The sequence below is a fragment of the Aurantimicrobium photophilum genome (genome assembly GCF_003194085.1).
Taxonomy (GTDB): Bacteria; Actinomycetota; Actinomycetes; order Actinomycetales; family Microbacteriaceae; genus Aurantimicrobium; species Aurantimicrobium photophilum.
In genome coordinates, this window is sequence record NZ_CP023994.1 from 1440184 (window position 1) to 1454007 (window position 13824).

At 55.7% G+C, this 13824-nt stretch carries 16 protein-coding genes, 1 tRNA gene and 1 riboswitch; of the genes, 8 read left to right on the top strand and 9 right to left on the bottom strand.

The window, feature by feature from the left end:
* Positions 1–17: 17 nt before the first annotated feature.
* A complete protein-coding gene (locus AURMO_RS07190; RefSeq protein ID WP_110234462.1) occupies positions 18–575 on the top strand; it encodes a gamma carbonic anhydrase family protein in 558 nt (185 codons plus the stop codon).
* Here the strand turns inward: AURMO_RS07190 and AURMO_RS07195 are convergent.
* From AURMO_RS07195 to glyA, 3 genes are all read right to left on the bottom strand, one after another.
* Positions 550–1542, bottom strand: coding sequence for an IS481 family transposase (locus AURMO_RS07195; protein WP_110233195.1), 993 nt, complete (start codon positions 1540–1542; stop codon positions 550–552). The genes AURMO_RS07190 and AURMO_RS07195 overlap by 26 nt on opposite strands.
* Positions 1543–1619: 77 nt before the next feature.
* The gene (locus AURMO_RS07200; RefSeq protein WP_110234464.1) at positions 1620–2546 is read right to left on the bottom strand and encodes a bifunctional methylenetetrahydrofolate dehydrogenase/methenyltetrahydrofolate cyclohydrolase; all 927 of its coding nucleotides are present in this window, start codon (positions 2544–2546) and stop codon (positions 1620–1622) included.
* Positions 2540–3820 carry a serine hydroxymethyltransferase gene (gene glyA / locus AURMO_RS07205; RefSeq protein ID WP_110234466.1) on the bottom strand — a complete coding sequence of 427 codons (1281 nt, stop codon included), beginning with the start codon at positions 3818–3820 and terminating at the stop codon, positions 2540–2542. The genes AURMO_RS07200 and glyA overlap by 7 nt, the downstream gene beginning before the upstream one ends.
* A 49-nt stretch (positions 3821–3869) precedes the next feature.
* Positions 3870–3954: riboswitch (ZMP/ZTP riboswitch) on the bottom strand.
* A 33-nt stretch (positions 3955–3987) separates the two neighbouring features.
* Between glyA and purU the strand changes: the two genes are divergently transcribed.
* From purU to AURMO_RS07240, 7 genes are all read left to right on the top strand, one after another.
* Positions 3988–4842, top strand: coding sequence for a formyltetrahydrofolate deformylase (gene purU, locus AURMO_RS07210; RefSeq protein ID WP_110234468.1), 855 nt, complete (start codon positions 3988–3990; stop codon positions 4840–4842).
* 76 nt (positions 4843–4918) lie between these two features.
* On the top strand, positions 4919–5698 hold the full coding sequence (locus AURMO_RS07215) for a dioxygenase family protein (RefSeq protein ID WP_110234471.1): 780 nt from the start codon (positions 4919–4921) through the stop codon (positions 5696–5698).
* 43 nt (positions 5699–5741) lie between these two features.
* The gene (locus AURMO_RS07220; RefSeq protein WP_110234473.1) at positions 5742–5966 is read left to right on the top strand and encodes a hypothetical protein; all 225 of its coding nucleotides are present in this window, start codon (positions 5742–5744) and stop codon (positions 5964–5966) included.
* A 54-nt stretch (positions 5967–6020) separates the two neighbouring features.
* A complete protein-coding gene (locus AURMO_RS07225; RefSeq protein WP_110234475.1) occupies positions 6021–6530 on the top strand; it encodes a hypothetical protein in 510 nt (169 codons plus the stop codon).
* 87 nt (positions 6531–6617) lie between these two features.
* A complete protein-coding gene (locus AURMO_RS07230; protein ID WP_239406818.1) occupies positions 6618–8051 on the top strand; it encodes a ferredoxin reductase family protein in 1434 nt (477 codons plus the stop codon).
* Positions 8051–8566, top strand: coding sequence for an FMN-binding protein (locus AURMO_RS07235; protein ID WP_110234477.1), 516 nt, complete (start codon positions 8051–8053; stop codon positions 8564–8566). The genes AURMO_RS07230 and AURMO_RS07235 overlap by 1 nt, the downstream gene beginning before the upstream one ends.
* Positions 8567–8576: 10 nt before the next feature.
* Entirely contained in the window at positions 8577–9350 is a 774-nt protein-coding gene (locus AURMO_RS07240) for an FAD:protein FMN transferase (protein ID WP_110234479.1), read from the top strand.
* On the opposite strand, the gene AURMO_RS07245 is transcribed toward AURMO_RS07240, so the two are convergent.
* The 6 genes from AURMO_RS07245 to AURMO_RS07270 form a co-directional block, all read right to left on the bottom strand.
* Positions 9259–11172, bottom strand: a complete 1914-nt coding sequence (locus AURMO_RS07245; protein WP_110234481.1) for a heavy metal translocating P-type ATPase — start codon at positions 11170–11172, stop codon at positions 9259–9261. The two genes, AURMO_RS07240 and AURMO_RS07245, sit on opposite strands and share 92 nt — an antisense overlap.
* 83 nt (positions 11173–11255) lie before the next feature.
* A complete protein-coding gene (rplA, locus tag AURMO_RS07250; protein WP_110234483.1) occupies positions 11256–11945 on the bottom strand; it encodes a 50S ribosomal protein L1 in 690 nt (229 codons plus the stop codon).
* Between the two features lie 12 nt (positions 11946–11957).
* Positions 11958–12389 (bottom strand): 50S ribosomal protein L11, encoded by a 432-nt coding sequence (gene rplK / locus AURMO_RS07255; protein WP_110234485.1) that lies wholly within the window; start codon positions 12387–12389, stop codon positions 11958–11960.
* Between the two features lie 112 nt (positions 12390–12501).
* Positions 12502–13308, bottom strand: coding sequence for a transcription termination/antitermination protein NusG (nusG, locus tag AURMO_RS07260; RefSeq protein WP_110234488.1), 807 nt, complete (start codon positions 13306–13308; stop codon positions 12502–12504).
* Positions 13309–13346: 38 nt separating this feature from the next.
* Complete coding sequence (gene secE / locus AURMO_RS07265) at positions 13347–13637, bottom strand: preprotein translocase subunit SecE (RefSeq protein WP_110234491.1); 291 nt, start codon at positions 13635–13637, stop codon at positions 13347–13349.
* Positions 13638–13656: 19 nt separating this feature from the next.
* Positions 13657–13729: transfer RNA gene (locus tag AURMO_RS07270), tRNA-Trp, on the bottom strand.
* Positions 13730–13824 lie beyond the last annotated feature (95 nt).

Below are 13824 nucleotides of genomic sequence, written 5' to 3' on the forward strand. Positions count from 1 at the left end.
CGTTCTAGGCTGAGAGCATGACTTCTCAGGATTCAGCCCAGATCATTTCGGTACCCACCTATGGAACCCCTAGCGTGGACGACTCGTGCTACATCGCACCAGGCGCTCGCCTGGCCGGCGATGTCACCCTGCACGCCAATGTGGGCATCTGGTTCAACGCAGTCCTGCGTGGAGACTATGAACCGATCGTGATCGGTGAAGGCTCCAACATCCAAGACAACGTCAGCGGCCACGTCGACACCGGCTACCCCCTCACCCTGGGCAAGAACGTCTCCGTCGGACACAACGCCGTGATCCACGGCTGCACCGTGGAAGATGACTGCCTCATCGGCATGCATGCCACCGTGATGAATGGCGCCGTAATCGGCAAGGGTTCTCTTGTTGCTGCCGGCGCCTTGGTGCTGGAAGGAATGATTGTTCCTCCCGGCTCACTGGTGGCAGGTGTTCCTGCGAAGGTGCGCCGCGAACTCACGCCGGAAGAGCAAGAAGGCGTGCGAAACAACGCAGCGAACTACCGCAAGCGCCTTGAGATTTATAAGGCCGAAGCAACTAGCTGTACTGCCCAGGGACGTTAGTTAAGCGGCTCATGGGTGGCCGGTTTCCGATCGCAGTGTGGGGCCTATGGTGATTGTATTCGTGCAACCATCCTGGCAACGCGTTGTTTCTAGCTGAATCAGTGTTGTAGAACTTCCCAAAGGCCCAACCATCGGCCAAGGTGCGGTGGAAGCGTTCAATTTTGCCGTTCGTCTGTGGCCTGTAGGGCCTTGTCCTTTTCGGTTTGATGCCAAGTTCGTTGCACGCATCTCTCCACAAATGAGACACGTAGGCAGGTCCATTGTCGGAAAGAACTCGCTCAACAGTGACTCCTCTTGCAGCAAACCACGACACTGCGCGGCGTAAAACGCCGACAGCAGTGTCTGCAGTTTCATTGGCATGAACCTCGGCATAGGCAATGCGGGAATGATCATCGATAACAGTGTGGACGAATGTTATCCCTGCAACACGTCCACGTTTATTGTTCTTTGGCCGCCCTGCAGTGGCGCGAATATTGAGGTTTCCTTGCTGACGCCCGACGTATCGACTACCGCCACCATCTGGAATCTTGCCGAGTTTTTTCACATCAACATGAATCATCGCTCCAGGGGTCGCATGTTCATAACGGCGGATAACTTCCCCCGTTCGAACATCAACGTGATGAAGTTTGTTCAGACGGCATCGAACTAGAACGGCATGAACAGTTGAAGCTGAGAGGCCCAGTTTCCCGCCGATAGCCACTGGTCCAAGGCGTTTCTTCCACCGCAAATGCACAATCTTGCGAACGAGTTGTTGATCGGTTTTATTCGGGCTTCGATGTGGCCGGGAAGAACGATCATCCATCCCGGCAACACCCATAGCCGCATATCTTTGAGCCCAACGATTAGCTGTTGGCCACGAAACATTGAACATGTGGGCAGCCGCAACGACTGTCCAACCTTCATCAACTATGAGGCGCGCGATGCGAAGACGATGACGAGGAGTTAAAGCGGCATTAGCGTGGGACATGAGTACCTCCGGGTGGTGTTGTGAATGCCTTTGACAGCTCCACTCCACTCCCGGAGGTACTCACTCACGTTTAACGACTACAGCGAGTCGTCACATTTACTCAACCAACCTGCCTGGGCAGTACAGCTAGCAGCCAGCTCCGCTGCCTTGACCACATTGGCCAAGAGCATCGCACGCGTCATCGGCCCCACGCCACCAGGATTCGGTGAGAAGTAGCCAGCAACCTCAGCCACTGCAGGGTCCACATCACCGGTGAGCTTGGCCTTGCCCGTCTCTGCATTCTCCACTCGGGTAATTCCCACATCCAGAACTGCAGCACCAGGCTTGACCCACTCAGGCTTGATGAAGTGGGGAACACCCACGGCAGCAACGACAACATCAGCGCGACGAATCTCGTCTTCAATGTTGACGGTGCGGGAGTGGGTGAGCGTCACAGTTGAGTCAATGCCCTTACGAGTGAGCAGAAGTCCCAGTGGACGCCCCACGGTCAGGCCACGGCCCACCACGGTGACGTGTTTGCCCGAAAGTGGAACGTCATAGCGCTGCAACAGCTCCACAATCCCGGCAGGTGTGCAGGGAAGTGGCGAAGCCAGTTCTCCTTCAATGCCCATGACAAGTCGTCCCAAGTTCATGGGGTGGAGACCATCGGCATCCTTGGCAGGATCAATGAGCTCAAGAGCTGCATGCTCATCCAAGCCCTTGGGTAAGGGAAGCTGAACGATGTAGCCGGTGACAGCAGGGTCTGCGTTGAGTTTCTTGATAGCTTCCTCAACATCAGCCTGAGTGGCTGTTGCGGGGAGGTCTACCCGAATGGACTCAATGCCCACCTCAGCACAGTCGCGGTGCTTACCCGCGACATAGGAACGCGATCCAGGGTCGTCGCCAACCAACAGCGTGCCCAGTCCAGGGGTGATTCCCTTGGCTTTGAGTGCTGCGATGCGGCCAGCGAGTTCACCCTTGACGGCAGTCGCAGTTGCGATGCCGTCGAGAGTGATTGCTACCACTGCTCGAGGCCGGGGTATAGGGGGAAGTTCTCGGTGAGAACCTTGACGCGAGCCTTAAGAGCAGAAACATCAGCACCGGGCTTGAGCGCCTCAGCAATGACATCTGCAACCTCGGTGAACTCTGCGTCGCCGAAGCCCCGAGTTGCCAGTGCGGGTGTACCAATACGCAGACCCGAGGTGACCATGGGTGGACGTGGGTCGAACGGTACCGAGTTACGGTTCACGGTGATGCCGGACTCGTGCAGCACGTCTTCAGCCTGCTGGCCATCCAAAGGAGAGTTACGCAGGTCAACAAGTACCAAGTGAACTTCGGTGCCACCGGTGAGCACATCAACGCCAGCAGCCTTCATGTCAGGCTGAGTCAGGCGGTCAGCAATGATCTGTGCACCACGGAGGGTGCGCTGCTGACGGTCCTTGAACTCTGGCTCCATCGCGAGCTTGAAGGCGGTTGCCTTCGCTGCGATGACGTGCATGAGGGGACCACCCTGCTGTCCGGGGAACACTGCGGAGTTGAGCTTCTTGGCCAGTTCTTCGTCACGGCTGAGGATCAGACCGGAGCGAGGACCAGCAAGGGTCTTGTGAACGGTGGTGGAGACCACGTCAGCAAAAGGCACGGGGTTGGGGTGCAGACCAGCTGCAACCAGACCTGCGAAGTGAGCCATGTCGACCCAGAGCTTGGCGCCAACCTCATCTGCGATTTCACGGAACGCAGCGAAGTCGAGCTGACGAGGGTATGCCGACCAACCCGCAATGATGACGGCGGGCTTGTGTTCGTGAGCGAGCTTGCGCACAACATCCATGTCGACGAGGAAAGTTTCAGGGTCAACACCGTAAGCAACAGGGTTGTAGACCTTGCCGGAGAAGTTGAGCTTCATACCGTGGGTGAGGTGACCACCGTGAGCAAGCTCAAGACCGAGGATGGTGTCGCCAGGCTGAGCAATGGCGTGCAGTACTGCAGCGTTAGCCGTTGCACCCGAGTGAGGCTGAACGTTGGCGTAAGCAGCACCGAAAAGCTTCTTTGCGCGCTCGATGGCGAGGCTTTCTGCCACGTCAACAAATTCGCAACCACCGTAGTAACGCTTGCCGGGGTAGCCCTCGGCGTACTTGTTGGTGAGAACCGAACCCTGAGATTCGAGCACTGCACGAGGAACGAAGTTCTCGGAGGCAATCATCTCGAGGAAGTCGCGCTGGCGACCGAGTTCGTTCTGCAGTACTGCAGCAATCTCGGGGTCAACCTCGGAGAGAGGGGCGTTGAAGGTGTTATCTGAAGACACAGTGGGCTCCTAGGGGTAGACCGGGTAAAACCCGGAACAGGTTTTTCTCGTTCTTAGCCCAGGCGTTCGGCCAGATCCGATCTCATATCGCTCCCTGATGGATACCCATCTCAACGCCAGTTGCGACTGTGTCAGTCTACCAAGCCTGAAGGCAATAATCTTGATACATGTCTGAAGCAACGCACTGGGTACTCACCTTTGTTTGTGCCGATAAACCCGGCATCGTCCACGCGGTGAGTGGCGCCATTGTTGCAGCCAACGGAAACATCACCGAGAGCCAGCAGTTCTCCAGTGATGACACTGGAACTTTCTTCATGCGTCTGCAGGTGGAGACCACCGCTAGCCGCGAAGAATTCGAGCTTGCACTGCAACCTGTTATTTCAACCTATGACATGGAATGGCGACTCGACGTGGTCGGACGCCCCCTGCGCACCCTTGTCCTCGCCACCAAGGCAGCCCACTGCCTCAACGACATCCTGTTCCGCCAGCGTGCTGGACAGTTGCCTGTTGAGATTCCTCTCGTACTGTCGAACCACGATGAGCTCAGCTCCCTTGCTGGCTTCTATGGCATTCCTTTTGAGTCCATGCCCGTGACCACACCTGAGCAGAAGGCAGCTTTTGAGAAGCGTCTGCTCGAGGTCGTGGAAGAGAACGACGTCGAACTGGTCGTTCTTGCCCGTTACATGCAGGTACTCTCACCGGAGCTGTGTAAGAAGCTTGAGGGCAAGATCATCAACATTCACCACAGCTTCCTGCCCGGCTTCAAGGGTGCCAACCCCTACAAGCAGGCGCACTCTCGTGGCGTGAAGCTCATCGGTGCCACCGCTCACTTTGTCACCAGTGACCTGGATGAAGGTCCGATTATTGAGCAGAACGTGGTCCGTGTGGATCACTCTCGTTCTCCTGAGGAACTGGTTGCCATTGGTCAGGACGAAGAAAGTCGCACTCTGACCCAAGCGGTCAAGTGGTTTGCCGAGGACCGCATCCTGCGCGATGGTCAGCGCACGATTATTTTCAAATAATCCGGCGGAATAAATCCGAACGCTGACGCATTCACTCAAGTGAGCCCCACAGAGTGGTTCAGATAAGGGGATACCGATGAGCGAGATCACCCAGCCAGTGCTGTTTATGAGCCACGGTGCTCCCATGTTGGTTGATGACGCTCGCTGGTCCAGCGAACTTGCTGGTTGGGGTCAGGCTATTGAGAAGCCCAAGCAGATCCTCATGGTCTCTGCTCACTGGGAAGAAGCTCCCGCCACCATCAGCTCCACCCGGGAGAACACCGGGCTGGTCTATGACTTTTATGGTTTCCCTAGCAAGTACTACGAAATGCAATACAACACCCCTGCAGCCACAGAGCTGGCAGCTGATGTGCTCGGTGTTCTAGGCCCCGACGTTCAGCAGGATCAGAGCCGTGGTTTGGACCACGGTGCTTATGTTCCGTTGACCCAGATGTATCCGGACGCAGATATTCCTGTTCTGCAGTTGTCCCTGCCCAGCTTGAACCCGGTTGATCTGTTCGAGATGGGTCGCAAGCTTGCTCCTCTGCGCGATGCAGGAACCTTGATTGTGGGCTCGGGCTTCACCACCCACAATCTGCGCTGGTTCAACCCTGGAGCTGGCCCTGACGGTGAACCACCACAAGCCTCAGCAGAGTTCGACCACTGGGCTGACGAAGCCCTGCAGAACAAGGACATTGATGCCCTGCTGAACTTCTGGGATAAGGCTCCTGCTGCCCACGAAGCACACCCCCGCATTGAGCACTGGGCGCCCCTGTATGTGTCTTTGGGCGCTGCTTTGGGTACTGGGTTGGACAATACGAGTGCTATTGATGGCTTCTGGTACGGCTTGTCCAAGCGTTCGTGGCAGTTCAACTAATTCATTATTTTATGAATTTTGTGCATTTCCCTAGAATTGCCAAATGGGGAATCTAGAAAAGCGCAAAGGTATCAATTTCGAAAACGCACTGGTTTCAGCTGCAAAATTACCTGCGGTCCGAATCGATCGGAGTGACTTTCTTCGAAGTGCGCTGAATCACTTTTGCACTGAAGAACAAATCACAATCGCAATAGCCGAGAGCCCGGCAGCAGCTGGAATATCACAAGACATCATCAACAGGCTTGCAGATGAAGCAATCAAATGGTAAACCACTCGAGTAAGTACTATTTCTGCTGTTGCGGGAATCCCAGGCGGCTTCGCGATGCTTGGAACAATCCCCCTCGATGTAGCCCAATACATGGGACACATTTTGCGGATTACTCAGAAGCTCGCATACCTCTATAGCTGGCCAAACCTTTTTTCAGAAACTGACGAACCAGACGACGCTACGAAGGGTATCCTTGCGCTCTTTGTTGGTGTCATGTTTGGGGTTCAGGCTGCAAACAAGGCTATTGTTCAGGTTTCGGGACTCATTTCAGAACAAATCGTAAGAACGCTCCCTAGCAAGGCGCTCACTCAGGGCGTGATTTACCCCGTGGTTAAAAGGGTTTCTGCATATCTTGGCGTGCAGATGTCCAAACAAATTTTTGCCAAAGGAATCTCCAAAGTCGTACCCGTTATTGGTGGACTAGTTTCTGGTGGTGTGACTCTCGCTACCTTCCTACCCATGGCAAAGCGACTCAAGAAGCATCTGGCAAGTTTGGACATGGCAAAAAACGTTGCCGCCGTAACCAAGCCCAAGAAAGCCATCACCCAAAATCCAGAGGATTAATGACTCCTAATCGGGCGGATTTACTTTCATAAGTAATTCATAGGTTTGTCATAGGGTTCCCTCAGAGAAACCTGACAGTTTTATCTCATGATCTCCACTGCTCCATACCGCACCCCCCAGGCTGCTCGTCGTGGCAGCGCCACTTCTGAGCGTGCAACGGCCATCAAGCGTGGATACAAAGCACGTCTGCGCCGTGGAGATCTCCTCGAGACCATCGTTTACTTCTCGGTTGCTATCGCTCTTGCCCTGTTCTTGGCAGATGGCGGAGCCACCTACTTCATCAACATCAAGGACGTCACAACTGGCCTCGGCATCGTGACCGGCCTGATCGGTTCTGATCTTCTTCTAGTCATGCTCGTGCTCGCTGCACGTATTCCTGCAATTGACCGCACCTTTGGACACGACAAGGCACTGGCCTTGCACCGCAAGCTGGGTAAGCCCGTTCTCTACTTGATCCTTGCTCACATGCTTCTGCTCATGATCGGGTATGGCATCGCACAGGGACTCAACCCTATTGCTGAAGCCATCGACATGATTGCGAACCAGCAGGACATGTCCATTGCCTTCATTGCAACCGGTCTTCTGATCCTGGTTGTCGTGACCTCACTGGTCATCGTCCGCAAGAAACTCTCCTATGAGTTCTGGTACGTCGTGCACCTACTTTCATATGCAGCAGTCCTGCTGGCACTTCCCCACCAGTTCACTCAGGGCATGATGTTCGCTGACGGTACTTGGGCTCGCTGGTACTGGATGGCGCTCTATGTTGGCTCTTTGGCAGCCATCACTATCTTTCGAGTCATCGTTCCCGTGGCAAGTTCGCTTCGTCACGATCTGCGGGTCAGCGAAGTTGTTGTGGAAGCTCCCGGTGTGGTGTCTGTCACCATGCGTGGTCGTGGCCTCGATGCGCTCCGGGCGCAAGGCGGGCAGTTCTTCCAGTGGCGTTTCTGGGCACCAAATATGCGGCTGGACGCACACCCCTACTCGCTTTCAGCACACCCTGATGGTCGTTCACTTCGCATCACCGTGCGCGATCTGGGTAAGGGAAGTGGCAAGCTGCTGACCCTCAAGCCCGGCACCCGTGTCAGCTTCGAAGGTCCTTACGGACTTTTCACGGATGAAGCACGCACCACTAACAAGGCCGTGTTTGTCGGCGCCGGCATTGGTATCACGCCCATCCGCGCTCTGCTCGAGGCATCTGATCTCGCTCCCCACGAAGCAACAGTGATTCTTCGCGGCAGCGACGCTGAGGATGTCTACTTGTGGCAGGAGACCTACGACCTCTGTGTTGAAAAGTCTGCCTCGCTCCGGGTGCTGGTAGGTCACCGCCCTCGCGGTGTTCACACCTGGCTTTCGGCTGAAGCATACGGACAGGGTGAATCACTGCTGACGCTCGCTCCCAAAATCAAAGAATCCGATCTCTACATCTGTGGTCCAACCCCCTGGACAGAACTCGTCATCCGCGACGCCAAGCGTCTCGGACTCAAGGATCACCAGATCCACGCTGAAAGGTTTGATTTCTAATGCGAGCAGGTAGTGCTTTCTTAGCCGGAGTTGGTTCGGCAGCAATCGTGGCCATCGGCTGGCAGGCAGGCGTGGGAACACTCGTGTCTTCCCTCCCACAGAGCCAGGCTGCAGCCTCGGGAACAACTGTTGGTGCAAGCTCTTCGAGCGCCGCCTCCACGCCCGCTGCTTCCTCAGACACCAGCAGCTCTACTCCCGCGGAGACCACAGCCCCTGTTGCGTCAGGCCCTGCAGATGGCACCTACGATGGCGCGGTTATCAACACCCGCTATGGTGCACAGCAGGTTCAGGTCGTTATTTCGAGCGGACAGATTTCAGACGTCATCGTGCTTCAAACACAGACTGCTGACCGCAAGTCTGAACAGATCAGTTCACGCGCTAACCCCATTTTGCGTGAAGAAGTCCTCAGCGCTCAAAGTGCTCAGGTTGCCAACGTCAGCGGTGCGACATACACCTCTCAGTCCTACATGCAGTCGTTGCAGTCCGCTCTGGACGCTGCCGGCTTCACGGGCTAACCCTTTCCTCATGGCAGTGCACTCGTTCGAGACCATGGGAACCATGGTCAGTATTCGCATCGCGGATGCAGAACTTGGCGAGCACTCACGCGAGGACAGTGCCATTGCAGTGCTCAACGAAATCGAGCACGAGTGTGCACGGCTCAATGCGATTTTTTCTCTCTATCTCGAGAATTCGGAGATCTCAGCTATTGCTCGTGGTGAGCTAGCCCTCGCAGATTCCAGCGACGAGATGCGCAGTGAATATGCCCGCGCGCTGGACTGGCGTGAGAAGACGGATGGCGCATTCACTCCTCACCGTCCCGATGGGGTGATTGATCTTTCCGGAACCATCAAAGCTGTGGCCATTGACGCTGCAGCTGCGCTGCTACGCGATGCCGGCTTTGGGAACTTTTCCGTCAACGTCGGTGGCGACCTCACCACCTCGGGTGATCAATCCGCTGAGGAGAGTGGCTGGGTCACGGGCATTCTGGAACCTCAAGACCGCGGAACAATCTTGGCCGCCATCCGACTTACCTCTGAGTTTCCTGCCATGGCCACCTCGGGATCGGCAGAGCGCGGGGAACACATCTGGCTGCGCCCCGAAACAACCAAAGACTTTGTTCAGGCCACCGTCATAGCAGAAGACATCATTACGGCAGATGTGCTTGCCACCGCAATCATTTCGGGTGGTCAAGCAACCCTGAATCAGATCACACAGAACTTTGCTGTGGCTGTAATGACCGTGGCGCCAGATGGAGCTTTACAAGCCAACGCGAAGTTCCAAGAGCTCGTAGCGCGTTAAGAATCGCAATCACATCGATCACTTCCTGGAATCCGGCTCCCACGACGGCGGGAATGAGTCCGAAGGTGGCGAGGACCATCAGAATCAGGCTCAGTGAAATACCAATCCAGATGCTCTGCAACGCAATCCGAATGGTCTGCTGACCGATTTCAATAGAGCGGGCAACGCGGTGAAGATCATCTTTCATAATGACCACGTCAGCTGACTCACTGGCGGCAGTGGATCCGCGAGCACCCATCGCCACGCCAACATCGGCTGCCGCGAGCACAGGAGCGTCGTTGACTCCATCACCCACCATCATCACGGGACGATCAGTCACCGCCTCCACGGCGCGGACTTTATCCAGGGGCAAACATTCAGCTCGGACGTTGGTCACGCCTAACTCTCTCGCCACATGCTCTGCGGTGACTTGTCCGTCACCGGTGAGCATGAGGGTGTGACGAACACCCAGGGCAGACAGCCACTGCAGAGTATCGGGGGCATCGGCACGGAGCTCATCACGCAGCAGTAATGCTCCGGCGAACTTCCCGTCGATGGCGACATAAACAGCAAGTTCACCGGCAGTGATTTCGACTCGCACCGCGTTGGGATCTTGCTCGGCAATAAAGCTGTATTTGCCCACCACAACTTTCTTGCCCTCGATGGTGGCGGTCAGACCAGCAGCGGTGGTCTCGGTGACATCGGTGCAGGGTTCAACAGTGAGACCACGCTGCTGGGCACCGACCACGATGGAGTGGGCAAGGGTGTGGGCAGAGTATTGCTCGGCTATAGCGGCCAAGCGCACCAGTTCGTCTTCCTCAATACCCGGGGCCGTCTTCACTTTGCTCAACACGGGCTGGCCATGGGTGAGGGTTCCCGTCTTATCGAACGCAACTGTTTTGATGCGGGCGAGCTTCTCGAGGGTGCCACCGTTCTTCACGATGATGCCGTGGCGAGCAGCACGGCTCATACCGGCAATGAACGCAACAGGGGCAGCAATGATCAGCGGGCAGGGCGTTGCCACCACCAGTACTTCGGCAAAGTGCGTGGGGTTGCCGCTGAGAATCCAGGCAGTAATCGCCAACACATACGCCACGATGGTGAAGGGAACCGCATAGCGGTCGGCAAGACGCACGAACGGTGCTTTGCTCTCAGAGGCTTCCTTCACGAGCTCCACAATGCGCTGATACTGACTATCTGCCGCCAGAGCAGTGACTTCCATTCGGAACACGGCGGAGCCGTTGACCGAACCGCTGATGACCGCATCGCCTTTGACGCGTTCAACCGGAATGCTTTCACCCGTCAGGGAAGACTCATCGAGGGTGGCCTCAGGAGTGAGTAGGATACCGTCCACGGGAATCAGCTCACCGGGCTTCACCACAACGACGTCACCAATGTTGAGCTCGGCAACAGGGCAGTCTTTGGTGGCAAAGAGTGCACCCTTTTCCGCACCCGCACTGGAATACACCTCGCGGTGAGCAATCTGTGGGGTGTTATCCAGCAGAGAGGTCAGCTCACGCTTGGCGCGACTCTCGGCATAGTCCTCGAGAGATTCACCACCGGTGAACATCAACACAATGATGATGCTGGCCCAGTATTCCCCCACCAACACTGTGGCAATAATGGCAGTGACCGCGAGAACATCGATGCCCCAGCTGCCCTTGAGGATGGAGCGAACCATGCCGACGGACTCTTTAGCGGCAATAGCCAGCGCAAAGATGCTGATGATCCAGCGCGCGGCTTCTTCCAGACCAGTGAGTGCGAGAACACCACCGATAATCGCCAACACAATCGTCGACGCGAATACCGGGTATCGCACGAAGAAGGGGCGGGGCTGATCCATTACTTCAGCTTGGCACACATCCCAGAAATGAAGAATGGGCCCGTCGCATACGCGACGAGCCCATTGCTCTAGTTCAGTTGAACTTAGATGCTTGCAACATCGAGGGGGATACCAGGACCGAAAGTGGTCGAGACAGCACCCTTCTGGATGTAACGGCCCTTTGCCGATGAAGGCTTGAGGCGAACAACTTCGTCAAGAGCGGCTGCGATGTTCTCGGACAGCTGCTCAGCGGTGAACGAAGCCTTACCAACGATGAAGTGAACGTTGGAGTGCTTGTCTACCTTGAACTCGATCTTTCCGCCCTTGATGTCGTTAACAGCCTTAGCAACATCAGGAGTTACGGTTCCGGTCTTGGGGTTTGGCATCAGGTTACGAGGACCCAGTACCTTACCGAGACGACCGACCTTACCCATGAGCTCAGGGGTCGATACAGCTGCATCGAAGGAAGTGTAACCAGCGGCTACCTTCTCGATGAGCTCGTCGCCACCAACCTCGTCAGCACCAGCTGCGAGTGCAGCTTCTGCAGCAGGACCGGTTGCGAACACGATAACGCGTGCAGTCTTACCGGTACCGTGAGGCAGCATGACGGTTCCACGAACCATCTGGTCTGCCTTACGAGGGTCAACACCGAGCTTGAGGGCTACCTCAACGGTGCTGTTGAACTTAGCGGAACCGGTTTCCTTAGCAATTGCAACTGCTTCGGTAGCGGTGTAGTACTTGCCTTCTTCGATCTTTGCGGCAGCGGCAAGGTATGCCTTTGACTTCTTAGCCATGATTTATACCCCTTAGCCCTCTACCGTGATGCCCATGGAACGTGCAGTTCCGGCAATGATCTTCTTAGCTGCATCAATGTCGTTAGCGTTGAGGTCAACCATCTTTGCTTCCGCAATGGTCTGAACCTGTGCCTGAGTGAGCTTGGCAACCTTCACAGTGTGAGGAGTACCAGAACCCTTAGCAACGCCAGCGGCCTTCTTGATCATTTCAGCTGCAGGAGGAGTCTTGAGGATGAAGTCGAATGAACGGTCTTCGTAAACAGTGATTTCAACGGGGATGATGTTTCCGCGCTGTGATTCGGTTGCTGCGTTGTATGCCTTGCAGAAATCCATGATGTTCACACCGTGCTGACCCAGAGCGGGACCAACAGGAGGAGCTGGATTCGCGGCGCCGGCCTGGATCTGAAGCTTAATCAGACCTGTGACCTTCTTTTTCGGTGCCATTTCTTTTTCCTTTTTTTGAATTCGAACTCATCGGGGTTCCGATGAACTCTCCCGTGAAATCAGGCGAACCTGATTCGCGGTAATCCCTGAGACTTAGCTCAGGGAAACTTTTCTACTGCTTGGTGACCTGGTCGAAGCTGAGCTCGACGGGGGTCTCACGCTCGAACAGCGAAACCAGCACGGTGAGCTTGCCGCTCTCGGGCTTGATTTCGTTGATGGTTCCGGGGAGGCCAGCGAACGAACCTTCCTTGATAACCACGGTCTCGCCGATTTCGAAGTCGATCTCTGCGATAGGAGTACGAGCAACAGCCTGACCACCCTTGGCCTGGACAGCCTTGGCGGTGGGGACATCCTTGACCTCAACCAATGGCTTCAGCATGTTGAATGCTTCCTGGAAGCGCAGTGGGGTGGGGTTGTGAGCGTTGCCTACGAAGCCAGTAACACCGGGGGTGTGACGAACACACGACCAGCTGTCTTCGTTAAGGTCCATGCGAACGAGTACGTATCCGGGGATACGAACACGGGTAACCATCTTGCGCTGGCCGTTCTTGATCTCCACAACGTCTTCCATAGGAACTTCGATCTGGAAGATGAAATCGTTGAGCTGCATCGAGGTACGACGGTTCTCGATGTTGTGCTTGACCTTGCGCTCAAAGCCAGCGTAGGAGTGAATGACGTACCACTTACCGGGCAGAGTGCGAAGCTCTGCTTCGAACGCTGCGTAGGGGTCGTCAGCAACTTCTTCTTCGTCTTCAGAAGCGACGATCGCTGCCTCAGCTTCTTCAATGGTGTCTACGTCGAGAGCGTCTTCAATCACTGCGTCAGCTTCTACGTCCACAACCTCAGCTGCGTCAGTCTCGGAGAGTGCATCCAGTGCGGCCTCGAGCAGCTGCTCGTCTTCGCGCGTCGATTCAGTCACGTTGTTCCTGTCTTATCTAGAAAATCGTTTACCGCTGGTTAGCCAGCAGTGGTGGCCACGGTGGGATCACCGAATACGGTGACAACACCCCAACCGAAGATGTAGTCCATGCCGGAAACCAGAGCCATCATGATGACCACGAAAACCAACACAACTAACACGTAGTTGATGAGTTCCTTACGGGTAGGTGTGACGACCTTTTTCAGTTCGCCAATCACCTGTCGAATGAAAAGGGCAAGGCGCGAGAAAGGATTGCGCTTTCCAGCACGCTCCTTCTTTGCACGAGCGACGATGTCCTCACCGGGTTCGTCGGCTACGTCTTGCGCCATATCTTTTCCTTTCGATTTGCAGGGCGGACAGGACTCGAACCTGCAACCTGCGGTTTTGGAGACCGCTGCTCTACCAATTGAGCCACCACCCTTTGCTTCGCAGATCCTCTTCAAAAAGAAGGCGCGCGAAAGCATGGCATATTGCAACCACTTCGCAACAGCATAGGCGAGAAAGCGCCCCTCTGTA